Source organism: Lysinibacillus sp. GW823-FHT06C08 (assembly GCF_058795135.1).
Genome location: NZ_JBXAHN010000019.1, coordinates 1 through 24,529, shown reverse-complemented (window position 1 = coordinate 24,529; position 24,529 = coordinate 1). Strand labels below are relative to the sequence as shown.

Sequence of the window (24,529 nt, the reverse complement as noted above, 5' to 3'; positions counted from 1 at the left end):
TAAGCAAAAAGGGAAATCGAACAGCATCGATTTCCCTTTTATCTTGAATATTAGCTAGTTTTGTCCCAGCCTCTTTTGCTTTTTTAATCGTTTGAAATTAAAAGCTATGTCAATAATCAAAATTATATAAAGTACAATAGAACCGTTTAAAGTTATTGAAGGTAGAGGTAATATTACATCCCTAACCAGTATTAACCAAATGGTTGTTGATATTAAAACAAATGAATCCAATAAAATAACCATTAAATGTTTGTGTTCTTTAAAGATAAAATTAAATACAATTAATCTTACTAAAATTGGTGTTGTTAAGAAGTAAAACGAATAAATCTGTGTAATTTGTTCTGGGCTCACATTATCTCTCCCTTAAATGTAAAAATTTGAAAATAATACTAAGTATACAGTATAATAAAGTGAAGTAAAAGAGAACTTATGTTCTCTTGGAGGTGGTTTACATGGAGTATGTAGAGTTAACTAAATCAATAATGGAATTAGGCTTTCCAGTTGTTGTTTCTACATTTTTACTTGTTAAATTGGACAAGAGTATGAAAAACATAGAAATTGCTATTGTTAATTTAACAAACGAACTTAAGAACTCAAGATCCAGAAATAAGTGCTAAACAGAGGCTAAATCAAAAAGGGCAAACATATAGGGCAAGGGGAAAATGGATATGAAAACGAACGCTCGTGAAGTTGATAAATTAGTAGAAGAACATCTAAAAATATACCCTTACATTAGTAAAGAAAGAGTAGGGGAATTGACTATAGATCAAAGAATAGCAATATGTATTAGCGAATTATTAAGCATATTGCCAGAAAAAGAAGTTACATTTATAAATTTTCGATACATAAATGGATGGACAATAGTTAAGGTAGCCCAAGAAATGAATTACAGCCAGCAGATGATTTACGTTATTCGTAAAAAAGTGTTGATGAAAATCTATCTTGGGATAAGTCATTTACTTCATAACGAGGAAAAATGTAAGATTAAACAATGTTAGTCATAGAGTTTGTAAAAGAATCAATTTGCCTATTTGGCTATTTTTTTATCACTTATAAAGAACGTCTGTTCTTGTTTAAGTGTAGTATTTAGAGAAGATTTAGGATCGTAAGCAACTGTTTTATTTATTAAAGTAAAATATTTTAGTATCAAAGAGAAAATTGTGTTTGAAAATAAATAATATGGAAAATTAGATAAAAATGTTAAATAAAATTGTCGAATATTGTCGAATTATGTCGAAAGTTTATGTATACTATTTAATATATCCAATTATAAGTCATATGTGAAAAAGCTGTCATTATTTTGTTTCGACGATATCTAAAATAAAGTTTGAAATATATCTGTTAATCGAGCTTAAGTGTAGTGATGATTTATAAGTTTATAGACATCAAAACTACATTTAAAAAGGGAACACCCCATCTGAAGCTTGGTTATCAAGAGATAACTTTTCAGTTTGAGGTGTTATTTTTTGTGTATTTTAATGTAGACAGACCCTATTTGGTAATTATCTAAATTTAGACACTCAATGTAATTTTGAATAAAAAAATCATCTAATTTATGAGATTCAATTGATGTTATTTGAGATAGTATACTTTTATTTAAAGAATCATTGTAAGAGATATCTAATTCTAATAATGCATCTTCATTATCAAATATTTCATATACACTAGGTTTTAATAAAGATATTTGAATTGTATCAATCATATTCTTATCTTCTAATTTGAATAGAACTTCAAATAATATAACGAAGTTATCTTCGTCTATTATAGTTTTAATAATTTCATACTCAAAATTAATGTTTTTTATAATATCCTCTGGTCCTACATTTAAATAATCGCAAAGAGTTTGGAGAGTTTCAAATTGTATACCTTTAGATTGATTGTAATATAGGCCCCTGACAGCAGTTTTTGAGAGAGAGGTATCATTAATAACATCTGCCATTTTTAAGCCTCTTTCAGCAAGCAATACGGCCAAGTTACATTTAATCATATAGTTAACTCCTTATGGTTTTATGTATTTAATTAATTATAACTCAATATTAACAGAGAGGTAATGTTCTAAACACCTTTAGAGGAATAAGTAAGAAAAAAGTATTGACAATAAGACTTTTGGTAAGTAACATAAACGTCAACAAAGGTTCTTTATGAAATACCTTTAGTGCTACTAGTGATTCTTTTGAAAGGTGGTGGATGATATACGAAATAATTTAAGAGTCATTTTGGCCAAAAAGAAGTTGAAAATGTCAGATGTTGTAAAAGAAACGGGTTTATCAAAAACAACAATTAGGGCTTTGTTTTACGAAACAGCCAAAGGTATTCAGTTTCAAACGTTACAAACTTTATGTATTTATTTAAATTGCGAAGTCGATGATTTATTAGAAATCGAAAAGGAGGCAGTATAAATGAACGTTAAAACAGAAAAGTGGATGGATTGTAAAATTCGTTTCATTTGGTACAAAGAGGAGTGGTACGCTGTCGCACGTGATGTAGCAACAGCTCTGAATTATATTAATACATCTGACATGCTAAGGTATGTTAAAGATGAAGACGAAAAAAGTGAAATGCACTTGACAAAACAAGGAAAGCGTGCTGATGCTTTTGTTGAGAATTTCAAAGATTTTTCGAAAGTTTCAAAAATGCTTCTTTTAACTGAGTCAGGTATTTATGAAGCTGTTTGGAATAGTCCACGTCCAGAAGCAAAAGAATTTAAAAAATGGGTCAAACAAATGCTCAAACAACTTCGTCAGTCATCAGGCTTAGAAGGTTTTCAAATCTTTCGCATGATGGACAAGGAACATCAAAAAGAAACAATGGCTAAGTTACATCAATCTTTGCTACAACCAACAAAAGTAAACTTTATAAAAGCTAACACAATTGCTAACAAAGCGGTTTCAAGTCGTCATGGACACATGAAATCTCTTAAGAAGAATCAAATGACACCTGAAATGTTAATTGATCGTGAGCCAATCTTAGCCGATACAGTTGACTTGATGATTGCAAAAGAAAAATTCCGCCTTGATTTGTCGGTCAGTAAGAAAGTGTATGAGAAATATGTACAATAAAAAAATCATGCTTTAAGCTGCAACTTAAAACATGACATAAATTTGAGTACATCTACTCTAATATGTTTCAACACAACAAATTGTAACATGAATTTGTTACTTTATGAAGTAGATGTTACTCCCATCGGAGGAGCATATGAATGAAACACAAGACAAACTACGTTCTTTAACATCTTTTACATCAATGTTTGAAGAAATTAAAAACAATCAAGGTATCGATCTATTAAGATACGACTCTCTAGATGAATTCTTAATAGCATTCCTCACAAGTACCGAACAACAATTTAATACAGTACATATACCTAGCGAATTAGTATATGTAAACCAAGTATACGAAAAAATGAAAATGGTTCAAACTTAGCAAACCATTTATGGATTTAGATACCTAATAATTGCTTTTTCTTTGCATCAAATTCTTCTTGAGTTAGGATCCCTACATCTAAGAGTTCTTTTAATTTGATTAATTCCTCTGTAGGAATTGATGATGTTATAGGAGGGGGAGTGACAGCTGCTTGTGTAGTCTCTTCCTCTTCAGCAACAATTAATAAAGAAAGCTTTTCAAGATCCTTCTTATCACATTTAATGACTAAAGGTACTTTCTCTCCATTTTCGCGCTTTAGGAATAGCGTAGCTACAGACTTATCTTTCCCAACATTAGCGCCCATAGCTCCTGCGATAGACCCTGCATTACCAAATTTACTGCCGATTACAGTCCAACCTACAATACTCGAAACACTCTTTTGAACATTTTCAACTCGTTCCCATTTAACAAGTTTAAATGTTTCAGCATCATGATAATCAACTGAAATCTCCACAGTACCAGGTTTAGTCTGTGCTAACTTATAGCCTGAACCATTTTGTTTTAATTGTTCTTGTCCGTTGAGTATTTCAATGTTCATTTTGATTGCTTTCATAACACGAACAATTTTCCTTTGTTCTGTATCATTACTCTCAGTAGGAAAAATCCCTAATTTTTCTTTCAGATTATCTAATAACATTTTGCCAATATCATCGTCTATAATATTGATTTGCACAACTTCATCTTTATAATCGAAATTTACTTCAAAAGATGTAAGCTTCTTATTGATAGTAAATTTATTTATACCATCTAGATCAAAGGCAATAAAATTCTTTTGCTTGTCTGTAGTTAATATTCGCTTTGAAGTTATAACACCAAGATATTGTTTGAAGCCAGCTAAGCCGCGAGTAAAAACAGCAGCCCCCTCTATAATTTCATCATCTGTAACTTGTTCAGCAACTAATTTAATTTCCTTCTTTAGATTGGTTGCAATCATCCATCCTGCGGGTTTTAAATACTCTTTTATTTGTTCTAGTGCGTACATTTAAGTTTCTCCTTCCCAATACATGATGACAATACATTAAAATTGTATCAATACTGGTAGGTGTTGTCAGTATAGATTTCAACTGGTGCCCATGAGGTGCCCAAATAAATATAAAAGCAGATAAATAGAGAGAAAGATTCAATGGAATGAGAAAAATAGATTGATAAACAGCCTTTAGAATCGGGTTCTATAGAAATGTATAAAAGTTAGAAAACATATTACCACAGCCTTCTAAGCCGTCGGTCGGGGGTTCGAATCCCTCCTGGGACGTCATACAAAGCCTTACAGCCACAACGGTTGTAAGGCTTTTTGTTTTAATTCAAATTGTTTAATTTATAAATGGTGCCCAAAGTGTGAACAAGGTCCGTGATATGTTTCATATAAATGCCATAGATATTCATTGTTTTCCTAATTTTAACATCCCAAGTGAGTTTGAACTTTCAGGTGCTCACCTTCATAAGTAGCGGAATTCTAGGTAAATCGGGTTTTTTTCTTCTAACGCTCCCAACATTGATTTATTGAAGTTGGTCGATCATTGAAGGTATTTGTTATTGTGGATTTAAACAAATGTATAAATATGAAAATAGTATTAGAAATTCCTTCATTATCCATGTATATTTGTGAAGAAGGGAGATTGAAAAAAATGAAAAAAATTCTTATTATACCACTTACATTGCTACTAAGTATTTTATTAATAGCTTGTAACCAGAGTGATGAAAGTGGTAAGAAAACAGATGGTGCTGATAAAGCATCCGAAGAGCCATTAAAAGTTGATAAAGGTCTTTTAAATGTTGAAGTCACAATACCAGCTACATTATACATGGGGCAAGACGTAGATACTATTATTTCTGAGGCAAAAAATAGTGGAATTAAGGACGTCATTAAGAATGATGATGGTTCTTTAACTTATAAAATGTCAAAATCCAAGCACAAAGAAATGATGAAGGATTTAAAAGAAAGAATTGTAAAAAGTGTAGAAGAACTTAAAACAAGCGAAGATTTTGCTTCTATAAATGATGTAGCTTATAACAAATCATTTTCTGAGTTTACACTCACAGTAAATAAAGAAAAGTATGAGGGGAGTTTCGATGCATTAGCGTCTTTTGGGCTAGCTTTAGCAGGTATGTACTATCAATTATTTAACGGTGCGGACGTAGAAGATTATAATGTCACAATAAATTTTAAAGATGAATCAAATGGAAAAGTATTTGATACTATGGTTTATCCAGAGGCTTTAAATGAAAATGCCAACAAGTAAGTTGAAGAGCACCTAATGGGTGTTTATTCTATTTTAAACTTAAGAGTATAGTGAAATCTCACTATATTATGTATATTTATGTATAGGAGCGATTTTAATGAAAAGAACATTTATTTATCTATTTATGTTCTGTCTGTTTTTAGCTGGGTGTGGAAGTAATCCTACAAGTAACTCATTAGCAAATGAAACAAGTAAAGATAAAATAGACGAAAAGATTGAAGAAGAATCAAAGGAAGAACAAAAAAATGAAGAATTCGAACTTAAACAAATTGGTGAAACTTTTAAATTAGAAGATTGGGAAGTTACTTTGGAGTCGTTTGAATTTAACAAGACTATTATAAGAGAATCGGTTTCAACTGAAGCTAATGAAGGAAACAAGTTTTTAATACTGAATTTTAACGTTATTAACAATGGAACAGAAGCTGATCAGTTAATGAAACCAAGGGATGGAGCGTCTATAAAAGCTGTTTTTAACGACAAATATGATTATGAAATTTCTTTAACTTTAATGGATGGTGATTTACATCACGAAAATGTGCGCCCTTTATCAACTGCTAAAGGGTTTGTTGCTATCGAAATGCCGGATAATGTAGTGGAGGCTTCAGAAAGTATAAGTATCTTCATGGAGAAAGAAGAAGATAAAGTCCAAATAAATATACGATAATTTATTAAAGCATCCTTTAATTAAAAATAGGATGCTTTTTATTATCTCGAAAAGATGTGGGATAATGGCAACAATTAGAATAGCAATTCAATGCGGATACATCAGCTGTGGATAGGGCCAGGGTCACCTTACTTATAAACCCAAATTTAGTAAAATTTGTTATAAAAGTGTAAGGCGGTTACTTTACAATAAAGATATATTATTTCTATTTATGGAATATTATAAGTAGTCAAGTATGGGAGAATTGATTTAGATGAATAACGATAATGTTTTTACTTGGGGAAGTGCTGAGAATCCTACGATAGTTTTTTTACATGGTTTAGGGAGTGCAGCATTAGCCTTTAAAGAAATGAGTAAGTAGTTTGATGGGTGTTGTAAATCTATTCGTGAATATAAAGTAGTTATTTTTAACAACTACAATTTTGATTCTCTGATAAGCTGTAGTAACGATCATTCTTTCTTTTGTATTGCTTTAAACATTAATATAATTCCTAAAATACATAAACTCCCTGATAATAGAGTAAGGACTATTTTCCATCCTTCACTGACAATTTGGAAATATTTTAGATATAAAGCGACTCCATATATGCACAATAATATACCCCAAATCGTTCTTAACATTTTCATAGAATTCTCATTCCTTCTTCTACAAGGTTTTAAATATTTCTGTATAGCGATTGTAACACAATATATGTTAATCTGGTGTGGAAATGGAAATTTAGTGACATTGAGACCCCATAAGATAGAAGAAAAAGCTTGAAATAGAAGTCCTATATTACTGGTTTTCTAGAATTCATTATTATTTGATAAATAAGATATTGTGTCAGAAGTAAGTTTCAATAGTAGGCGAATCCTTTAAAGAGGCTACCTCCATGAAGTTTGTGTAAAATATCAAAAAATTGTAAAATAATACATAATTAAATATGCAAAATATTCAATTATTAGGAGGTGGAGTGTGTGGATGAAAAGAAGTACGGGAAATGGCAAGTTTTAGCTATCATATTGATGATAGCATTATTAGTTGCAGCGTTTGTTTTATTTTTCTCAGGTCATTACATGGTCGGATTTGTACTATTTGGAGTTTTCATGCTGCTTTTGAATTTTGTGAGTAGTTGGAAAGCCCTTAATAATTCAGAATATGTTTATTTAAAAAATCATAAAAATAATGTGAAATGGTAATTTAAATGGGTCCCTCATAAGATATTGTTCAGCCATAATTTTCCGGCTGAACTTTTTTATGTAAATTTAATCTATCAGTAACTAAGGTAAAACCTTGAGCCAATGTAAGACAGAAATCCCCTATACCAAAAGGACTGGCGTGTATGAACTTCATCATACACGTTAGTCGAATAAGGAATCTATGTTAAAATACTGCGTTAATGGCAATTTCCTACCTTCCTTATCCCATTTATGGTATTCATCAAAAACTACCATCACATTATGATTTGCACGTACCTCTATTAAATACTTGACAGCCATAAAACTACGCCAATAATCAAACATTATACTCGTTAAACCTCCCTGATAACTAAATTTTCCAAACTCATCCAAGGAATGATTGCCGTATTTGGTTTTAAATATTTCTATCATTTTTGATTCTATTTCAGTAATTTTATTAAATTCAACGCTATTCAATAAATATTTCTTTGCTAAATAATCACACATTCCTTCTTCAAACCATATACTGTCCTCTCTCTCATCATCGAACTCATCAATGAATAAATTTGAATGATGGGCTAATTCATGTCCTAATATCGTTAATAAATGATTTTCTGACATATTTTCATAAAACTCTTTAATACTTGGATGATCATTCTCATGACCTTCTAACTGGCTAACTAATAATTTCCTCCAACCTGATAAGTCAGGAGAAATATAAATCGTATCCTTGTTTGTAAAGGCAGGTATAGGAATTTGGGAAAATATAGTTGTAGCTAATTCTTCGGATGTCCAACCTATACCTTTTGGTAAATCCCTCAAAGCATAATTTTGTTATAATGCGTATTGGAATTTTAATAAATTTTGCGTAAGTCTCTCGATGATCCCCTGAAATTTTGAGAAATCCTCTTCGTTTTCAAAAGCATATAAATGTTTCATTAAATCTCCCCTCTTTTCTAATTCTTTTATTGAGCTAACGGCTTAGGTCTAGTAACCATTAAATGGTTCTATATTTACAAGTATTGGATTTAAGTGAGGATTCATATAGCGAGATGGAAAAAAACGCTTGAGAAAAATGCTTAAGCGGTTCTTTTTCATTCAAATCAATCATGTTTATATTGCCATCAATCATGAAAATAACAAATTTTATTGACAGTTAAGATAGAAAATTGCACACCTAATTTAGCTAACAAGGACACCTAAGTATAGAGGAGCAGTTTGTATGAAAGGAATGAATAACCGTAGAATTCTCGAGTTATAGTGTGTATGTAAATAAATGAAAGGAGAAAAGAAAAATGGAAAAAGACTTAAGAAAAAAAGAACTGAGTGCAAATGAATTCGATTTAGAAGTAGAATTATTAGATTTGGATGAAGTGTCAGCGATTCCAGAAACAACAGCAAGCAGTGGCTCAACAAGTTGTTCAGCTTCATCAACATGTGGTTCAACATCATGCTGTGGTTCTTGTTAATAATTCACTTGGACAAATTTAAGTTTTTATTGTAGAAACCAAATAATCATTATTTATAGGAGGAACTAAAGATGAAAAAAGAGATGACTACTCAAACAGTAAATGCAAAAGAATTTGATTTAGAAGTGGAATTATTAGATTTGGATGAAGTGTCAGCGATCCCAGAAACGACAGCAAGCAGTGGCTCAACAAGTTGTTCGGCATCATCAACATGTGGTTCAACATCATGCTGTGGTTCTTGTTAATAAATGTTTGGAAGAGGTAGAGTCGGTTTCGAAAAATAGTATAAACAATTAATTACTATTTATGGGGAGGAACAAGGGATGAAAAAAGAGATGCATACGCAGGAAGTAACTACAAAAGAATTTGATTTAGAAGTGGAATTACTAGATTTAGACGAGGTGTCTGCGATTCCAGAAACAACAGCAAGCAGTGGCTCTACAAGTTGTTCAGCATCATCTACATGCGGCTCAACATCATGCTGTGGTTCTTGTTAATGACTTAAAAAATGGAGCGGTTGAAACAACATATTGTGACAACCGCCCAATTCTCTTTATTTGAAGATGCTCAACCATGAAGAATTGAACAAATGAATTTTTAGAATCAAACATTGTCTTGTTAAAGAAAAAATACATAAGGGTGTGTTGCCATGTATCAAACCTGTATTTATAACTATGACAGTTCATTAGAACAATCATTGCTATTACTTATTGATGAGTTGTGGGATAAACATCAATATTTTGTGTCAAAAGGCTGGGAGGGGGGACCTCATATTCAGTTGATTACAAAAAATAAAATTTCACAATCTGAATATGACACTTTGAAAAAAAGAGTGCGCCAGCTAATCGAAGAACAGCCATTGGATAAATCATATATTGATCAAGTGAAGAAAAAATATGAGCAAAGCTCCCGATTGCTATCAAATTTAGAAAATAAGAAAAATGAACGAGCTATTCGAGAACACGGGGAAATGGACATATATCCTTATAATTTGCCTGTTCATAATGAACGATTAACGAATTTATATATGAACGAACGATTCAGACATTACCCATTGCTATTGGATACTCGAAACTATATAGAAGCACAGAACATTAGCGTTGAGGAGCTGTTTCCCCTTATTTTTTCGAGAATTTCAGATGTCTATCATGAAAAGAATAATAATAAAGGTTATTTTTCGTTTGTCTCGCATGTTCAGGGCTTCTTTGAGCTTTCTGCCAAGCAAGAGAAACCATATACCGAAAAGCTATTTGAGACATTTTATTTAGAAAGACAATCAGGTTTAGAAGCTGCAGAGAAAGCACATTCTCCAATAATCAATAGATGGTTTAACTATTTTACAGAGTTCTATGGAAGTTGTTTAAGTCAGGTGGATGAATTGTTAGACGATCACTATAAAGCGGAATTGACTCGTACTATTGAGGAATTAGAGAAGAATTTTAAAAATGAATTTCATAGGAATTTTGTTGCCTATTCAAAGGAAAATAACTTTATGGAAAATCCTGAGGCAACGGCTTATAGATTTACCGTAAATCTGCTGTATTTACTATTACCTTACTTTAATATAAGTGCTTTGAAGAAGCAAAAGTATATTTATATGGCTTACAGAATTGTGGAAAGTAAAAAAGGGATGACTTGGAGGGAGGAGTTAGGACTTGACTATAATCGTTACTCAAAATCCATTTAGTATTTATCGAGGAACCAATACTTCTGATCAGTGGTACTTTGAAATGAGAGAAAAAGCGAAGGAAATTCAGTCTGCTAAAGAAGCGATTGACAATGTTCATGCAAAAGTTGAAAGAGAGAAAGAAATGGTAGTCAGTCAAATTGAAGAAGAGTTCTCTCTACAAAAGGATCCGAAGCTATTGAATCTGAAACGGGATGTTCATAATTTGCGTAGCATTCGTTTAAGGAAATACTCAGGGCCAATTTTATTGAATCGACTAGTAGAGCTTTTAGATCAATTAGAGTTGTATCAAGAAGCACTGCAACAAAGGTACGAGGAAGCTGTATTGAAGTCAAGAGAGATTCTGCAACGAGAAATAGCAGATGAGCAGCTGCAAAAGACCGTTTTATTTTTTAATCAAACTATTTATAAGAACATTGAAAAATATTTATCCAAACCTGTCCAAACACATAATAAAAAAGAAAAAAAGTTGGACAATTTTATTATCAACTTGTTAATGCGCAGCTCTATGAAGACTAGTCCGTTTTCTTATCTTACGCAAACAGGCTCTTCTGGTAATCGATTTTTAATCAAAAAGAAGGCGAATATCGAATTAAACCATGCGCTACTTTTTAGAATATTTTTGGAAGTTATTCGTACGAACAATGATACATTAGAAAAAATTCCAGTCCATATTTCTAAATTTGGGCAAAGGAATTCTAAAATCTTTTTTGTCACGCAAGAGAATGTACCGCAATCTAAGAAAATATATGAAACAAGAGATAAGCTGGTTGAGATGGGGATTGCGGAAGAAGTAATTCAATTTCTAAAGAAAAAACAAGGGCAAACGATGTATTATAAAGAATTTGCTCAATTTCTAAGTGAACATGATCTTTATTCGGGGCATGAGTTGGATGTATTTAAAAAGCTTGTTACCACGAAAATTGTAGTACAAAAAATTTCAGTAAATGCTAAAAGAAATCTTGTAGAAGAAATGATTTCCTATTTAAAAGACCATGATATTTGCGAAGAGCTATCACGCCAGCTGCAATTCATTAATGAATTGCAAAAGGAATTCGAGCAGGCAGATACAAATGGGCGGTTAGTTCTTTGGAAAAAGATTGAGGATATTATTAAAAATTTGAGTGAAACTATTCCGAATTTTGGTACGGAGATTCTATATGAAGATATCTTGTTTGATGCTCAAAGTAATAAGAGCAGCCTTAAAGATATTGACAATAAATTTTCTAATCATTTTTTTGAAGAAATTACGGCATTTTTACTGTTGTTTGATGTGAATATTCGTGTGCAATACGAAGTTGCTGCGCTTTATAAAAAAATATATGGGCACTCGGAGATAAGTTTATCTGACAGCAATTTATTAAACAATGTATTCTTCGAAAAATTGAGATACTTCTTCCCTTATTTCCAAGACATGGATTACCGCTATGATGACGCGATTGCACCTGAAGTAAAGATTTTGGATGATCTTAGAGACGAATTTAAAGCATTCTTTTCCCAATACTTAGATGAAAATCAAGATGTAGAAATAGATTTTCAGGAACTAATCAAGCCCTTCTCTAAAAAAATTCCTACGTATATTAAATACGGCAATGAATTTAGTATGACATTCTTTTATCAGCTTTTTCAGGAGAAAGTAATTTTAAACGATATTTATGACGGTCAGGAGAAATTTTTATCCAGGTTTAAAGACTTCTTTGAGGATTTGAATAATGATTCACAGTATCAAGAATATATAGGGAAAAATTATTATGATAAAAATTATTATGAAGTGACAGAGCTGTTTGGATTTAATGGCGGTATTCATGATAGAAATTATAAACAAAAATTAAATTTAGAGTTTGGAAATCAGAGATTCCATGATGTTGGTTATCCTCATATATCAGATTTTTCGGTTAAATACGATGAGAAAACGAAAAAATTGAAAGTGCTCGACCATCAGAAAAATGAAGCAAGGGTCGCCTATAAATCGTCATTAGTGCCAGTGTTTCTACCAGGTGTTTTATCTGTATTGCTACTTCTGTTTCAAAGCGGAAGAATTAACTTTGATATAAATTACTTTTTGAAAAAAAGAAGTGATATGCCAAGAATTAGTTTTGAAAATATTGTGATGTACAGAAAGAAGTGGAATATCAAACACGAGGATATTGAGCGTATAAGCAAGGATGCGGCAAATGAAGTAGAGCTGTATTCATTAATAAATAACTATTTTCAAGACAGGGATTTACCTGAAACTTTCTTTTTAAAGAAATACCGTATGGGTGAAGAAATTTCTGCCATGAAGCCATTGTTTATTGATATTACAGTTCCCATATTATTCAAACATTTTATGAATGAAATTACTAATGAAGAAAGTGAAGATCCTACGTTCTTTATTGAAGAGGTGTTACCTGAATTTAAAAATGAGCTTAGGGAATATGTTGTGGAATATACGATTGACAATTAGGAGGGTGAACGATGCAGAATTTTAATGTAAAGGTAGAAAAACTAACAAAGAATTACGGAAAAAAGGCTGTTCTAAAAGGAATAGATTTTATTGCTGAAAAAGGTGAAATTATTGGTGTTATCGGTAAAAATGGAGCTGGGAAATCAACATTCTTAGAAATTTTAATGACCATTAAAGATTTTAATGACGGGAAGGTTGTTGTCTTTGGTAATAATTTAAAAGAAATTGATCAAGCACAGCTTGGAAAAATTAAAAGCAATATATCCGCAGTATTGCAACCTACACAGTTTTATAAAAAATTAAAAGTAAAAGAATTACTAGATCTTTTTAGATCCTATTATGGTAGCAAAGTAGATCTGAATGAAATTATTGAGGAGTTTGAATTGCAGGAGCATTTAAATACATTCTTCGATAATTTATCTGGGGGTTGGAAGCAAAAGGTGAGTCTAGCAATCGCTTTTTCTTCTAAACCACGTTTGATTATTTTGGATGAACCGACTACCGGACTGGACCCTCATATGCGAAACATATTATGGGAAAGTATTACAGGATATATTAAGAAAAATGACAGTACAGTCATTTTATCGACTCATTATATGGATGAAATCGAACTCTATTGTGATAAAGTTCTTTTCATTAATGAGGGTGTAACCGAAGTATTCGATACGCCAGAAAATATTCTGAAATCCGGTCATAAATCTATTAATAGCTTTTATCTCGATAAGATTGCCAAATAAGGGGGAGCAAATATGTTATTAACACAAATTAAATATGACTTAAAAATGTTCTTTAGAGAGTTATTTTATTTAGTCTTTACGGTTGTTGTACCGCCTGTCACATATATTTTAATGGGACAAATGTTCAGTAATGCAACCTATAACGGAGGAATGAACTATGTTCAAATGTATACACCTTCGTTTATTGTCCTCATTAGTTTTTCAGTCGTATTTTTTGCCTTTGGTTTTGATCAGGTAATGAATCGTGCAGCTGGTATTGAAAAAAGACTTTTCATTACGCCGATCACTGATAAAATTCTTCTCATGTCCAGTATTGCTAAGTCATTTATTATAGCTACAGCAGGCTTTTTCTTAATCACTTTGATTGGCTTACTAGTTTATGATTTGCAGCTTTCAATTGTTAATTTTTTGATGTCATATGTAAGCTTATTACTAATTAATGCGGTGATGTTGGTTTATTCTCACGCAATTTATTCAAACTTTAAGGAAGTAAAAACAGCACTTATTTTGTCTATTGTATTGTTCCAAATTGTTATGTTTACTGGGGGCTTCTCTGTTCCGGTGGAAAGTCTTCCGAATTTTGTGAAGTATGTATCTTATGTAAACCCATTCTATCATTTAAATAATATTTATATCTCAATTTGGAATCAGACATTTGAACTCAATCAAGATATGCTGATTTCCATCGGGTACACATCGGCCCTTCTGATTATTTCATTAGTTGTCATTAAGTTCAACAATAAGAAGGAGTGAGTAATATGCTAATAAAGGCTCGAAGAAATATTCGATATCACTATAATGAACCCGACCTATTTATATATGGATCAAACGAATTAATAAAATTAAAACTAAGTATTTCAGAATATGATGAAATCACTTCCCTGATTAGTAAGGCCTATCAGGGAAGTGAAGAAACAGCACTTTTTGAAGAGTTTAACCGCTACACAAAACTCATTCAATTTCTTATAGAAAAACATGTTTTTTATTTAATTGATCCAAAAGTTTATGATCTTCACAAAAACAGTCTCTATTTGCCGTGGGTTGAAGAGCAATGTCTATCAGTAGAAAAAGGTCTGAGAGACATTGAGGGAATTTGTGTGAACATTCCCACATCTTATTTTGGTGCAATTTATCTCAGTGAATTATTGGCAGAAAATCATATTCAACATGAAATTGTAGAAGTAGAAAATATTGAAGTTTTGGCAGACGGGAAAATCGCTTCACATTATTATATTGGGAAAAAAGAAGATAAAATATGGGTTTCCACAAGAAATCATCCGAATTTTGAGGCTGTGTCAGCTGAGGATATTTCAGAGAAGCTTCTAGCAGGTTTCCTTTATTATGGAGCCATTATATCTATCATTGGGAAAGAGGCCCCTGTATTCAGTATTAATTCCCTCATGGAAGTTGAAAGGAAATTGGCATTTGATGGAATTAAAAAAGTGGATTATCAAATTTCAGTAAGAACGCCTCAAGATGCTATCAAGAATTATAATTCACTCGAAACTTTTGTAAAAAAATATGATTCAAAGATAGTATCTTTTAATAAAAATAGAGCGTATTTTACTTACAACCAATCACCGTTACAGATTATTACTGTACAAACAGAAGACGATGAAAATTACTTCTTTGCAGATATTTCTTATGAAAGGCTCGCACAGTTTCTCTCAGAGGCAGCATTTATCGAAATATTAAAAAATAGTTATTCAAAGGATCTTCTATTGAAGCAGCAGGGAAAAGTCATCTATAGTACCCAACATCATAAAACAGGGAAACTGTACAGATTAGATCTGAATGAGCTGGAGGAATCAGAACTTATTAGTAGTTTAATGAATCAAGAAAAGTTATCTACCAATTTCTACCTCCAGGCATGTAGTAGAGGGGGGTATTACTTGTATGCTGTAAATGATAAATCGGAGGCATTCATTTTTCAGCTCCCTGTAAAAACAGCAGCTCAGTTGATAACAGTTTTACTGACTTGGATTAGTATGCATATGAATGATGTATCTATTAAGGAATCATTCTTCCAATCCGTAGATTTAAATGAGCTCCATCTAAAAGAAGTCAGTTCTGTAAATTGGGACAACTCTAATCAAGAAAATTTAGTAAATGGTCAGCAGACTACTGTAGGGAAAATACTCAATGATCATGGTTTTGAATATGAACTTTTGGAGGTGGAGTGATGACCATACAAACAAACATTGCTACGATTCTGACAAACCAAAAGTATATTTTTATTCATTCATCAAAGAATGATTCATTCTTTTGCCTAGATTGCTTTAAGGAGCGAACAAAAGAACTGAAAAGCTATCAACAATATTTTGGTTGGCAAGAAGACCAGCCAAATCGATTAGAATCAGAAATAATTGATACACTTGTGCAAAAGCTCCAAACAAATAGCGAACCGTTCCTCTATGAAATAAACCGAGATACATTGGAAATCCAAGCGAAAGCAACCTTCAAGCGAGGAGATTGTCAGTGTAATGTAGATACGGGTTCAAATCGACCTCAGGAATTGGATACTCTATTCAATGCAAAAGATAATCGACAATTGAGCTTTGAACAAGTAAGAGAAAAGATTGAAAGAAATAAAAAATTAATCTATGCGCATCCATCGTCGATTGTAAATGCATTGGCTCGCTCCGGCGATTCTTATGGAACACCAATGGTTCAGACAGAAGTATTGTATAAGGGAATATCAATGCTTTCCTATGGTCGGACAGGGACGTATGAAAAGTCAAAATATATTTCTATTTTGGAATCATTGGAGCGCTATGCCACAGCGTTTCCTTATAAAAAGCAACAAAGGGCAATGCGGGAAAAAGATTCTGAAGTGATTGATCTCACACTGAGTGAAGTGATGGCACAATGCAATTATGGCAATCCAGAAAATTACTCGGAAGATCAGCCACTGAATTATGAAAAAGTTTGGGCATTGCATAGTGAAAGAGATGTTCTAATTCCCGAGCAGCTAATTTATTACAACTCTCATGTTGTTTCTAATGAAAAGAGATATATTTACGAAAGCTCTAATGGCAGTGCTCTCGGTTCAACAGAAGCAGAGGCCAGCCTACACGCGATGCTAGAGCTGATTGAACGCGATGCTTTTTTAGCTACTTGGTATGGACAGATTCCACCTGTTAGAATTGATGAATCTAGCATTCAATCTAAAAAAATTCAGGCTTATTTGGACTCTTTAAAGCAAAAAAACATCCGTGTACATTTGTTTGATATATCGATGGAAGTGAAAATTCCGACAATCTGGGTTTTATTAGAAAAAGAGGAGCCTAAGGAAAATGAAATGGCCTTCTACACGGCTGCGGCGGCTTCCTTTGACTTGGAAGAGTCAATCGAGCGAGCGTTGATTGAAGCTACAACTGCGATTACTGTTTTTACAAATGTCTTCAATAATAAGGAATATCAGAGAAGGAAACGACAATTGTTGGACAATCCTCAATCGGTGCACAAGTTGGAAGACCACTTGCTACTTTACTCAAACAAGGAGATGAAATATGCATTTTCGTTTGCATTGAATACAGAAATGGTGTCTTCCTACGAGCAATTGGAGGCAGGGTATACAGTATATCAAGGGAAATTTTCCGAGGTTGTTCGAACGCTTGAAGGCCAATTGGTCGATATATCTGGTAAAGCGTATCGGGCTATGACAGAAAATCCGAATTTATTTTCTGCAGGATTTGTAAATGTGAAATATATAGTGCCTGGCATGCTGACGATGACTTTTGGGCATCAAAATAGACGAGTTGTCAGTCAACGAATTGAAAAGGCTATTCAGTTTAAGAAGACAGGGAAGCTAGATAAAGACTGGATAGAGAAAACACCCCATCCATTTCCATAATTGAACGGGAGGGAATAAGGATGATTGATCAACAATATTTAGATCGATTCGGAGAGGATCGCTATAAGCAATCATTGTCTGTTGCACATGTTGATGAAGAACCACTGTTTAATAATCATTTAGATGTGATTGACATGAAATTTTTGAAGGAACTTGGTAAAAGTGATGGCTGGAGTTCCATTATTTACGATCTCTATTATTATTTAGAGATGATTCAGCGGATAGATTTTTTCAGCAAATACTATTTCCATTCTTTTTCTCCCAAAGCTAGAAATATAGATAGTCTTAAATTGGTATTTGTTCATAAAACGCATATGTTTGTATACAAAGCATTAACAGACAAAGTTTATGTTTATCACCAAGAATATTTTAAAGGATTGAATGCTGAAAGAGACTATCTCGTCATCGTAAATGACAATCGTCAGCTCCAAAAATATTATGGTGAGTTTTCTTTAATGCTAAGTTTATTGAATACAGGTCATTATCTTTATAATCTTGACTATGTTTTAAATGGTCATCAAATTCGTCACCGTAAACTAACAACAGCATCGCTTGAAAAGCCTGTTGAATTTGTCACAATTCCGCTTGTATTGGAAATAGCTTTAGACCAAGAATATCATTTGAGTACAACAGATATAAAAGCGCAACCGGAGACAGAATTTTTCAGGAGAAGAGTATCGGAGCAAAATATTAAAGGCGATGCAGTAGTTAAAAAGTTGATGTCAGCTAATACACACCATCGAATACTGCAGGAGTTCCAAGCAGCTGTGCAGGACTATCCTGGAATAGGCTTGGGGACGTTTATAGATAATATTACTGATGTCAAAAGTGGCTTTTATCGGATTGGAGAAACGTGTGAATTTATTCAACCGAAAGGTAAACTTATGTATACGAAGATGTTGCAAGAATATCAAGATTTCACTAATTTGGAAGGCATGTATTATTGGCTATTTTTTACCTTTGAGAAATCAGGTCAGGATTATGATGATATTTTTTTAAGGATGGGTCATTTTGCACAGCATTTATCTATTATTGCTGCGAAGTATGGATTGGCTGCTCGAGGGATTAAAAATTATAATGACAAAATAATAAAAGAAAAATTCAAACTAGAGAACAATGAACAACTTGGCTACTCGTTAAATCTTTTTAAGAGCTGGAACACAAGTCACAGTATATTTCTAAAATAAAGGAGGACCTTATGTGGGTATCTAAACATTTATTCATTCATGATTATGTCTTAATTGAAGAATTTTTAAAAGAGTGTTTGTTGCCATATTTAGATAGAGAAAAAGTTCGATATTTTTTCATTCGTTATTGGGATGGTGGTCCCCATATCCGATTGAGATACCAAACAGCACAAGACGCAGCAGAAAAAATTGAAAAAGAATTGGAGCACTTATTGGAGAGCTTTCATCTAAAGCATAGTAGTCACTCATTTCAAGCTATTTCCTATGATGAGGCGATCATTCAGACAGAAGGCATTGTACCAACTGCTCCGTATCCGAACTTTTCAATTCAGGCGATCGAGTATGTACCAGAGCTAAACCGTTATGGGGGGGAGGCAGCAATGGCGTTGTCTGAAGAACTATTTGTCCACTCTTCAAAATTTGCTGGACAAATTATTCAAAAGCTTAATCGAACTCAGCGTTATGTGTTAGCCATTGACCTCATGTATAACTGTACAAAAATTGCTCAAGAATTAGGATATATTGAGAAGCATGAGACAATGTTTCATGCGTATCGTGAAATATGGACTCAATTTTCTCAAAATAAGACCCCAGAGCAAATATATAAAGTGATTAACAACAGAATCGATCAATTGAAAAATGGAGAACTTGCCATTGAATTCTATCAGCCCTATCTTAAGGTTTTTAAATCTATGCTTGCTCAAATAAAGTTATGTCAAACGACAATGGAGCCAAAGTACGCCTTTTATATTGTCATTTCTCATCTTCATATGTTGAATAATCGATTAGGGGTATCTCCGGAATATGAATTCATTTTTTCAGATGCTTTTCTTAAAGCTGGGTGATTTCTTAAAAAGGAGGAAATGAATGTGTGGAACTTTAAAGGAGAGAGGAATATAGAGAAAAAATTCATTGATTATCATATGATGTCAATCAATGAACCTGAATTCACCAATACTCAAGTATATGCGCATAGACCGAGAGAGTTGCAGGGAAATGGCAATTATCCGTTAATTGATTTAGATTATACGATTGACGATAATAATATATTTGAAAAAACATTAGGGACGAGATATTCGGCAAGGGAACCATTCAAGACGAATGTGAAGGTCGATAAAAAGGTAATGGCACAATTTACTCAATTGGCCATGATTGGTGGTGAAAAAGAAAACCGTACATACCCTTCTGGGGGGGCACAGTACTATGTTAATATTTATTTTTTATTCAACGAGCAATTGGTAGACGTTGATTTGATAGAGCAGGGGAATATTATGCTGCTGAATAGTGATACTCAAAAATTATTAGTTAAACAATACGTGCCGTGGGATGAAATGAGTAAAGCGTTTATCCAAAAGTATTTGGCAAATACCGCTCAGTTCGCAGTTGCTTTGAGCTGTGATATGTCAGGAATCTCAGGAAAGTATACAGATATCTCCTATAAATTGGTTCAACAGGAGGCCGGACATATTGGACAAAATATTCAGTTGGTAGCGAATTACTTAGGGTTGGAAAGTGTACCATTGGGCGGTTTTTATGATATTGAGTTATCAAAACTTTTGAGTGATAACCAAACATCCTTGTATGCATTTCTTATAGGATAGAAAGGAGTGGAGGTTGAATATGTATTGCTTAAAATTGAAATATCAAGTAAAAAAAATGAACGATTTCTTTATGATCCAGGATTGTATAACATTAGAAACAGTCATGGCTTTTAAAGTTAAAGATATCGAGTTTAATAGATTAAAAGAGATTATTTATCATGGAATCGATGAAACAATGGACTGCTCAGAAAATAAGCTTGGAAATCAGCTTTTGGAAAAGGACCCTACATTGTTTATCTCCTATGAAAAACAAAAATCCAGAGATCTATTGAATCTAGTGAGAAGCTATACAGAATTTTTTACCCCTTATTTCATTTCTACAGAAGCTATTGTAGAGTACTTGATTTTTGCAGAAAAAATTATTGATACAGGGAAAATCTTTAACATTCAAGTCATGTTAGAAGATAAATTCCCAAATGTTCAAGAGTTTCTGGAAAAATCACCGTTTGTACAAACGATCTATGATGAAAACCCACAGGACAATATTGATTTGCTAATTGGAACACAAAAGAAAATCGCAGAAATCAATCAAGTTGAATCTTTTGCAAAGTATATACTGGCATTGAGCTGTCAGGAAAATAGTTTAGAGATTGGTCCATTAATCAATACAACGAAGTTTGAAATTCCTAAGTTTTCAACAGAAGGTGAGCTGAATGCAGCCATCATGCATCATGAAGAGTTGTTGATGTGTTTCTTCTTGGAAAGAATTCTATTTATTCAGTTATTTAATTTATATAATAAAATGCGACAAAATGAGTTTTTCCCCACTAGAAACAAAGTCTGTATTAATCGAATGGATCTTCAAGGATATAGTGAAGCGGTTACGCTGTATCCCAAATATTTGGTTGAGTTTGTCGTATGAAAAATTTCATAATTGTAAGGAAAATACTCGTAACTGTGTATTTTCCTCTTTTTTTTTTGCATATATGTAATCAGAGTAGTAAGTTACTAAATATTAAAAAAAATGATAGAAGAGCAAGATATACTATTATTGTAAAGAAAAACAAGGAGGGGATAAAAATGGAAATACTGCTAAAGGGATTTAGGGAAGACGTGTTGGCAGAATATATGGTTAGGAAATTAAAAGAAAGACAAGAACTGACCAGAATTCAAGAATTGAAGTGTAAATTGGGTATTGAAGTCTGCCTCATTAATCTTGGGAAGGCCGTTCCTGTATACTTGACAGCATTTTTACTGCATTCAGTTTGGCTAACATTTATTTTTCACAGTGCTTATTTATTAGTACGGGTCTATGCTAGAGGTATTCATGCTCAAAAAAGCAGTACCTGCACGTTGATAAGCATTTTCCTTTTCGGAATACTACCGATCATCATACGAGATATTTCAATATCAGAATCGATGTTTTGGATAGGTATTCTAGCTGTATATATCTGTCTTTATAAATATGCCCCTCAAGATACAGAAAAGAACCGTGTTAATGATAAAGCGTTGAGAGTAAAACTGAGAAACAGAGCCATTATTGGCTATTCGATTTGTGTAGCAGTAATGGTTAGTACAAGCTCACAACTAGTCATCAATCAAGTATTTTTTGGAAGTCTACTAGCTGTATGCTGTATTCTTCCATTAACATATAAATTATTGAAAAAATAAGGGAGGAAGAAGAAAATGAAGAAAATTCAAAATATGTTTGCAGAAGGTCTAACAAAACTGTTTGTTGCAGTAGGCGGGTTAAGTGTTCATAATTTCTGTGTATTGTATTCATTTGAACCAACAATTCCAGAAGAACTCAAAAAGTAAATTATATGTGAAATACTAGGTTTTCGCTAAAAATTCTAAATTTTGCTAATTTGGTTTTCTATAGTATAATATTCATACTAGATTCCTATAGAGAGATGAGGATTAGCGTGTGATTCTATTAGCTATAGTTCAAGTCGCCATTCAGTGTATTTTAGTAGCTTTTGTCATAGGGAAACGTTTTATTCGAAAGGAAAATATTATTGCAGTTATACTGTTTAGTCTAATAATGGGCGGGCTATATCCGTATCTAGATATTTTTGGTTCGCTCTTAATATTTGCGTTTGTTCTTGGTATGTTTAAGTATACATATCTAAAGTGGATACCTGCACTGTACTACGCATCAACAATAATGATTGGTATGATCCTCATTGATCATATAACAACTTTCATTTTGGGAAAAGTTTTAGATATTGATACAATCTCCTCAGCAACAAACGAACTCATTTTTTCAGCCGTATTACTACATCAATTTATCACACTCATCATTGGTATTATATTTATAAATCTTTGGAAAAAAATTACTTTCAGAGTTTTTGAGAAGGATGCAGAAGATAGGATTACAAAACGAATTTTAGCTTTCTTGGGTCTTTTTACATATACAATTTATTTTACAATGATTGTTTATGTACGATTAACAGGAAATCAAAATACGCTAGTATTGATGAATACGCTGTACTTATTTATTTATTTCGTCATTTTTGCTGTCAGTTTGTCGTTCCTAGTATATACCTTCAGAAAGCAGTTAGAGATGAGGGAGAAGGAAATAGAGCTAAACAGTATACAAATGTACACGGAACAGCTGGAAAAAAACTATTATGAAATGCGAACTTTTCGCCATGATTACATCAATATCCTATCTTCTATGTCCGAATATATTAACAATCGTGATATGAATGCTTTAGAGAGCTATTTTAATGATAATATTATGCGTGTCAGTCAAGAGATTCGTGATAATGATTTTAAAATGAGAGGATTGTCTGAAATTAAAATTCCAGAAGTAAAAGGTTTGGTTTCCTCCAAACTGATTACAGCACAAGAAAAGGGGATAGATGTGGTTTTTGAATGCCCTAACGAAATTCATTATTTGAATATGGACAGTGTACTATTGTGCCGCTGTATTGGAATTATTTTAGACAATGCCATTGAAGCAGCTGAAGAGGTGGAGAAGGGTATCATACGAGTGGGGTTTGTTGAGCTCGAACAATCCGTGTCCTTTGTAGTTTGGAATACGTTTAGTGATACCGGACATAAACTTTTTCAATATTTCGAAAAAGGATTCTCGACAAAAGGTGAAAATCGAGGGCTGGGGCTGAACAGCCTGAAGAAGATGGTTGATCAAGAAAATATGACACAGTTGGATACAGTTATCGAGGATGGTTTTTTTAAGCAGGAAATTGTAATTTTAAAGTGAGGGATTGAGATGATTGATGTTTTTATCTGCGAAGATCAAAAGGAACAAAGAGAGAAGATAGCCAAATATGTTTCAAATTATATAATGATTGAAAATCTGGATATGCAACTGGTCCTAACAACCGCGGATCCAGAAGAATTATTACACTATATAAATGAGAGTAAACGATCTGGTTTATATTTTCTTGATATTGACCTGAATCATGAGATGAATGGTATCACACTTGGCGCGGAAATCAGAAAAGTGGATCCAATAGGCGATATTGTTTTTGTCACAACGCACTCAGAACTTACTTATTTAAATTTCATTTATAAAGTAGCAGCGATGGATTTTATTATTAAAGATGATGTTGATTCAATACAAAGTAAGGTTATTAGCTGTTTAAAGGTGACAAATGAAAGAAAGCAAGTGACGAATAAGACATCCAATAAAAAATTCGTTCAAAGAATTGCAGATAAAATTATTAGTGTTAATTTTGATGAAATTATGTTTTTTGAATCCTCTCCATTACATAAAGTTGTTTTACATTTGGATAATCGTCAAGTGGAGTTTTACGGGAAACTGAAAGACGTAGAAAAAGAGTATGAAAGTTTCATTCGTTGCCATAATTCCTTTGTAGTAAATATCGACAATATTCAGGAAGTGGATTTTAAAAAGAAAGAAATATTAATGAAAAACGGAGAAATTTGTTATGGGTCGGCACGAATGATTAAGGCTGTACAGAAAAAATTAGAAATGAATGTTATCGAATAAAAGTATGTTTATTAAAAATGGATGAATTTAACGGAAATAGAAAAGGTAGAATCATTACTTAAAATGAGGCTGGGACAAAACCCACCTCTAAATTAAAAAGCGTGTGAAATTTTACGATCAGTAAAATTTCACACGCTTTACA

General features: G+C 32.6%; 28 protein-coding genes. 25 read left to right on the top strand and 3 right to left on the bottom strand.

The window, feature by feature from the left end; all coding sequences use genetic code 11:
* Positions 1–452 precede the first annotated feature (452 nt).
* Both AC1Q6O_RS22760 and AC1Q6O_RS22755 read left to right on the top strand, forming a co-directional pair.
* Positions 453–617: a YvrJ family protein gene (locus AC1Q6O_RS22760; RefSeq protein WP_427535614.1), complete on the top strand. Its 165-nt coding sequence runs from the start codon at positions 453–455 to the stop codon at positions 615–617.
* Between the two features lie 51 nt (positions 618–668).
* Complete coding sequence (locus tag AC1Q6O_RS22755; protein WP_427535612.1) at positions 669–998, top strand: sigma factor-like helix-turn-helix DNA-binding protein; 330 nt, start codon at positions 669–671, stop codon at positions 996–998.
* A gap of 461 nt (positions 999–1,459) precedes the next feature.
* Here the strand turns inward: AC1Q6O_RS22755 and AC1Q6O_RS22750 are convergent, their stop codons facing one another.
* Positions 1,460–1,987, bottom strand: coding sequence for a helix-turn-helix domain-containing protein (locus AC1Q6O_RS22750; RefSeq protein WP_492402272.1), 528 nt, complete (start codon positions 1,985–1,987; stop codon positions 1,460–1,462).
* 193 nt (positions 1,988–2,180) lie between these two features.
* Between AC1Q6O_RS22750 and AC1Q6O_RS22745 the strand changes: the two genes are divergently transcribed.
* The 3 genes from AC1Q6O_RS22745 to AC1Q6O_RS22735 all read left to right on the top strand — a co-directional run bounded on the left by AC1Q6O_RS22745 (position 2,181) and on the right by AC1Q6O_RS22735 (position 3,420).
* On the top strand, positions 2,181–2,399 hold the full coding sequence (locus AC1Q6O_RS22745; protein WP_492402270.1) for a helix-turn-helix domain-containing protein: 219 nt from the start codon (positions 2,181–2,183) through the stop codon (positions 2,397–2,399).
* Positions 2,400–3,059: a BRO-N domain-containing protein gene (locus AC1Q6O_RS22740; protein ID WP_492402268.1), complete on the top strand. Its 660-nt coding sequence runs from the start codon at positions 2,400–2,402 to the stop codon at positions 3,057–3,059. It abuts the gene before it with no gap.
* Between the two features lie 136 nt (positions 3,060–3,195).
* Positions 3,196–3,420 (top strand): hypothetical protein, encoded by a 225-nt coding sequence (locus AC1Q6O_RS22735; RefSeq protein ID WP_492402267.1) that lies wholly within the window; start codon positions 3,196–3,198, stop codon positions 3,418–3,420.
* Positions 3,421–3,436: 16 nt separating this feature from the next.
* On the opposite strand, the gene AC1Q6O_RS22730 is transcribed toward AC1Q6O_RS22735, so the two are convergent.
* Entirely contained in the window at positions 3,437–4,402 is a 966-nt protein-coding gene (locus AC1Q6O_RS22730) for an SHOCT domain-containing protein (RefSeq protein WP_492402266.1), read from the bottom strand.
* Between the two features lie 577 nt (positions 4,403–4,979).
* Here AC1Q6O_RS22730 and AC1Q6O_RS22725 point away from each other — a divergent pair.
* The 3 genes from AC1Q6O_RS22725 to AC1Q6O_RS22715 all read left to right on the top strand — a co-directional run bounded on the left by AC1Q6O_RS22725 (position 4,980) and on the right by AC1Q6O_RS22715 (position 7,503).
* Positions 4,980–5,660, top strand: a complete 681-nt coding sequence (locus tag AC1Q6O_RS22725; protein ID WP_480205152.1) for a hypothetical protein — start codon at positions 4,980–4,982, stop codon at positions 5,658–5,660.
* A gap of 97 nt (positions 5,661–5,757) precedes the next feature.
* Positions 5,758–6,324 carry a DUF4352 domain-containing protein gene (locus AC1Q6O_RS22720; protein ID WP_090002186.1) on the top strand — a complete coding sequence of 189 codons (567 nt, stop codon included), beginning with the start codon at positions 5,758–5,760 and terminating at the stop codon, positions 6,322–6,324.
* 957 nt (positions 6,325–7,281) lie between these two features.
* Positions 7,282–7,503, top strand: a complete 222-nt coding sequence (locus AC1Q6O_RS22715) for a hypothetical protein (protein ID WP_089987122.1) — start codon at positions 7,282–7,284, stop codon at positions 7,501–7,503.
* Positions 7,504–7,665: 162 nt separating this feature from the next.
* Here AC1Q6O_RS22715 and AC1Q6O_RS22710 read toward each other — a convergent pair whose 3' ends face one another.
* A complete protein-coding gene (locus AC1Q6O_RS22710) occupies positions 7,666–8,304 on the bottom strand; it encodes a hypothetical protein (RefSeq protein WP_342530300.1) in 639 nt (212 codons plus the stop codon).
* 473 nt (positions 8,305–8,777) lie between these two features.
* Here AC1Q6O_RS22710 and AC1Q6O_RS22705 point away from each other — a divergent pair, with 473 nt between their 5' ends.
* The 17 genes from AC1Q6O_RS22705 to AC1Q6O_RS22625 all read left to right on the top strand — a co-directional run bounded on the left by AC1Q6O_RS22705 (position 8,778) and on the right by AC1Q6O_RS22625 (position 24,387).
* Positions 8,778–8,951 (top strand): thiazolylpeptide-type bacteriocin, encoded by a 174-nt coding sequence (locus AC1Q6O_RS22705; protein ID WP_008179393.1) that lies wholly within the window; start codon positions 8,778–8,780, stop codon positions 8,949–8,951.
* 71 nt (positions 8,952–9,022) lie between these two features.
* Entirely contained in the window at positions 9,023–9,196 is a 174-nt protein-coding gene (locus AC1Q6O_RS22700; RefSeq protein WP_008179395.1) for a thiazolylpeptide-type bacteriocin, read from the top strand.
* 78 nt (positions 9,197–9,274) lie between these two features.
* Complete coding sequence (locus AC1Q6O_RS22695) at positions 9,275–9,448, top strand: thiazolylpeptide-type bacteriocin (RefSeq protein WP_008179397.1); 174 nt, start codon at positions 9,275–9,277, stop codon at positions 9,446–9,448.
* Between the two features lie 152 nt (positions 9,449–9,600).
* Positions 9,601–10,638: a hypothetical protein gene (locus AC1Q6O_RS22690; RefSeq protein WP_342530297.1), complete on the top strand. Its 1,038-nt coding sequence runs from the start codon at positions 9,601–9,603 to the stop codon at positions 10,636–10,638.
* Between the two features lie 43 nt (positions 10,639–10,681).
* Entirely contained in the window at positions 10,682–13,084 is a 2,403-nt protein-coding gene (locus AC1Q6O_RS22685) for a lanthionine biosynthesis protein (protein ID WP_492402262.1), read from the top strand.
* Positions 13,085–13,095: 11 nt separating this feature from the next.
* Positions 13,096–13,821 (top strand): ABC transporter ATP-binding protein, encoded by a 726-nt coding sequence (locus AC1Q6O_RS22680; protein ID WP_008179401.1) that lies wholly within the window; start codon positions 13,096–13,098, stop codon positions 13,819–13,821.
* A gap of 12 nt (positions 13,822–13,833) precedes the next feature.
* Entirely contained in the window at positions 13,834–14,574 is a 741-nt protein-coding gene (locus AC1Q6O_RS22675) for an ABC transporter permease (RefSeq protein WP_342530293.1), read from the top strand.
* A gap of 5 nt (positions 14,575–14,579) precedes the next feature.
* Positions 14,580–16,004, top strand: coding sequence for a hypothetical protein (locus tag AC1Q6O_RS22670; RefSeq protein ID WP_089987127.1), 1,425 nt, complete (start codon positions 14,580–14,582; stop codon positions 16,002–16,004).
* Positions 16,004–17,677 (top strand): YcaO-like family protein, encoded by a 1,674-nt coding sequence (locus AC1Q6O_RS22665; protein WP_342550438.1) that lies wholly within the window; start codon positions 16,004–16,006, stop codon positions 17,675–17,677. The genes AC1Q6O_RS22670 and AC1Q6O_RS22665 overlap by 1 nt, the downstream gene beginning before the upstream one ends.
* 20 nt (positions 17,678–17,697) lie before the next feature.
* Positions 17,698–18,864, top strand: a complete 1,167-nt coding sequence (locus tag AC1Q6O_RS22660) for a nitroreductase family protein (protein ID WP_342550437.1) — start codon at positions 17,698–17,700, stop codon at positions 18,862–18,864.
* Between the two features lie 11 nt (positions 18,865–18,875).
* Positions 18,876–19,709 (top strand): thiopeptide-type bacteriocin biosynthesis protein, encoded by an 834-nt coding sequence (locus AC1Q6O_RS22655; RefSeq protein ID WP_008179409.1) that lies wholly within the window; start codon positions 18,876–18,878, stop codon positions 19,707–19,709.
* Between the two features lie 18 nt (positions 19,710–19,727).
* Positions 19,728–20,465 carry a SagB/ThcOx family dehydrogenase gene (locus AC1Q6O_RS22650; RefSeq protein WP_090002174.1) on the top strand — a complete coding sequence of 246 codons (738 nt, stop codon included), beginning with the start codon at positions 19,728–19,730 and terminating at the stop codon, positions 20,463–20,465.
* A 34-nt stretch (positions 20,466–20,499) separates the two neighbouring features.
* Positions 20,500–21,327, top strand: a complete 828-nt coding sequence (locus AC1Q6O_RS22645) for an ABC transporter permease (RefSeq protein WP_253734898.1) — start codon at positions 20,500–20,502, stop codon at positions 21,325–21,327.
* A gap of 158 nt (positions 21,328–21,485) precedes the next feature.
* Positions 21,486–22,076: an accessory gene regulator AgrB gene (locus AC1Q6O_RS22640; RefSeq protein WP_043990601.1), complete on the top strand. Its 591-nt coding sequence runs from the start codon at positions 21,486–21,488 to the stop codon at positions 22,074–22,076.
* A 15-nt stretch (positions 22,077–22,091) separates the two neighbouring features.
* Positions 22,092–22,223 (top strand): cyclic lactone autoinducer peptide, encoded by a 132-nt coding sequence (locus AC1Q6O_RS22635; RefSeq protein WP_008179416.1) that lies wholly within the window; start codon positions 22,092–22,094, stop codon positions 22,221–22,223.
* Positions 22,224–22,332: 109 nt separating this feature from the next.
* The gene (locus tag AC1Q6O_RS22630) at positions 22,333–23,634 is read left to right on the top strand and encodes a sensor histidine kinase (RefSeq protein WP_008179417.1); all 1,302 of its coding nucleotides are present in this window, start codon (positions 22,333–22,335) and stop codon (positions 23,632–23,634) included.
* Between the two features lie 9 nt (positions 23,635–23,643).
* Complete coding sequence (locus AC1Q6O_RS22625) at positions 23,644–24,387, top strand: LytR/AlgR family response regulator transcription factor (protein WP_089987132.1); 744 nt, start codon at positions 23,644–23,646, stop codon at positions 24,385–24,387.
* Positions 24,388–24,529 lie beyond the last annotated feature (142 nt).

What these genes read in the sequence shown, in the direction of transcription:
- AC1Q6O_RS22760 (WP_427535614.1), top strand. Translation starts at nt 453, where the DNA reads ATGGAGTATGTAGAGTTAACTAAATCAATAATGGAATTAGGCTTTCCA.
- AC1Q6O_RS22755 (WP_427535612.1), top strand. Translation starts at nt 669, where the DNA reads ATGAAAACGAACGCTCGTGAAGTTGATAAATTAGTAGAAGAACATCTA.
- AC1Q6O_RS22750 (WP_492402272.1), bottom strand. Translation starts at nt 1,987, where the DNA reads ATGATTAAATGTAACTTGGCCGTATTGCTTGCTGAAAGAGGCTTAAAA.
- AC1Q6O_RS22740 (WP_492402268.1), top strand. Translation starts at nt 2,400, where the DNA reads ATGAACGTTAAAACAGAAAAGTGGATGGATTGTAAAATTCGTTTCATT.
- AC1Q6O_RS22735 (WP_492402267.1), top strand. Translation starts at nt 3,196, where the DNA reads ATGAATGAAACACAAGACAAACTACGTTCTTTAACATCTTTTACATCA.
- AC1Q6O_RS22730 (WP_492402266.1), bottom strand. Translation starts at nt 4,402, where the DNA reads ATGTACGCACTAGAACAAATAAAAGAGTATTTAAAACCCGCAGGATGG.
- AC1Q6O_RS22725 (WP_480205152.1), top strand. Translation starts at nt 4,980, where the DNA reads ATGAAAATAGTATTAGAAATTCCTTCATTATCCATGTATATTTGTGAA.
- AC1Q6O_RS22720 (WP_090002186.1), top strand. Translation starts at nt 5,758, where the DNA reads ATGAAAAGAACATTTATTTATCTATTTATGTTCTGTCTGTTTTTAGCT.
- AC1Q6O_RS22705 (WP_008179393.1), top strand. Translation starts at nt 8,778, where the DNA reads ATGGAAAAAGACTTAAGAAAAAAAGAACTGAGTGCAAATGAATTCGAT.
- AC1Q6O_RS22700 (WP_008179395.1), top strand. Translation starts at nt 9,023, where the DNA reads ATGAAAAAAGAGATGACTACTCAAACAGTAAATGCAAAAGAATTTGAT.
- AC1Q6O_RS22695 (WP_008179397.1), top strand. Translation starts at nt 9,275, where the DNA reads ATGAAAAAAGAGATGCATACGCAGGAAGTAACTACAAAAGAATTTGAT.
- AC1Q6O_RS22690 (WP_342530297.1), top strand. Translation starts at nt 9,601, where the DNA reads ATGTATCAAACCTGTATTTATAACTATGACAGTTCATTAGAACAATCA.
- AC1Q6O_RS22685 (WP_492402262.1), top strand. Translation starts at nt 10,682, where the DNA reads ATGAGAGAAAAAGCGAAGGAAATTCAGTCTGCTAAAGAAGCGATTGAC.
- AC1Q6O_RS22680 (WP_008179401.1), top strand. Translation starts at nt 13,096, where the DNA reads ATGCAGAATTTTAATGTAAAGGTAGAAAAACTAACAAAGAATTACGGA.
- AC1Q6O_RS22675 (WP_342530293.1), top strand. Translation starts at nt 13,834, where the DNA reads ATGTTATTAACACAAATTAAATATGACTTAAAAATGTTCTTTAGAGAG.
- AC1Q6O_RS22670 (WP_089987127.1), top strand. Translation starts at nt 14,580, where the DNA reads ATGCTAATAAAGGCTCGAAGAAATATTCGATATCACTATAATGAACCC.
- AC1Q6O_RS22665 (WP_342550438.1), top strand. Translation starts at nt 16,004, where the DNA reads ATGACCATACAAACAAACATTGCTACGATTCTGACAAACCAAAAGTAT.
- AC1Q6O_RS22660 (WP_342550437.1), top strand. Translation starts at nt 17,698, where the DNA reads ATGATTGATCAACAATATTTAGATCGATTCGGAGAGGATCGCTATAAG.
- AC1Q6O_RS22655 (WP_008179409.1), top strand. Translation starts at nt 18,876, where the DNA reads ATGTGGGTATCTAAACATTTATTCATTCATGATTATGTCTTAATTGAA.
- AC1Q6O_RS22650 (WP_090002174.1), top strand. Translation starts at nt 19,728, where the DNA reads ATGAATGTGTGGAACTTTAAAGGAGAGAGGAATATAGAGAAAAAATTC.
- AC1Q6O_RS22640 (WP_043990601.1), top strand. Translation starts at nt 21,486, where the DNA reads ATGGAAATACTGCTAAAGGGATTTAGGGAAGACGTGTTGGCAGAATAT.
- AC1Q6O_RS22635 (WP_008179416.1), top strand. Translation starts at nt 22,092, where the DNA reads ATGAAGAAAATTCAAAATATGTTTGCAGAAGGTCTAACAAAACTGTTT.
- AC1Q6O_RS22625 (WP_089987132.1), top strand. Translation starts at nt 23,644, where the DNA reads ATGATTGATGTTTTTATCTGCGAAGATCAAAAGGAACAAAGAGAGAAG.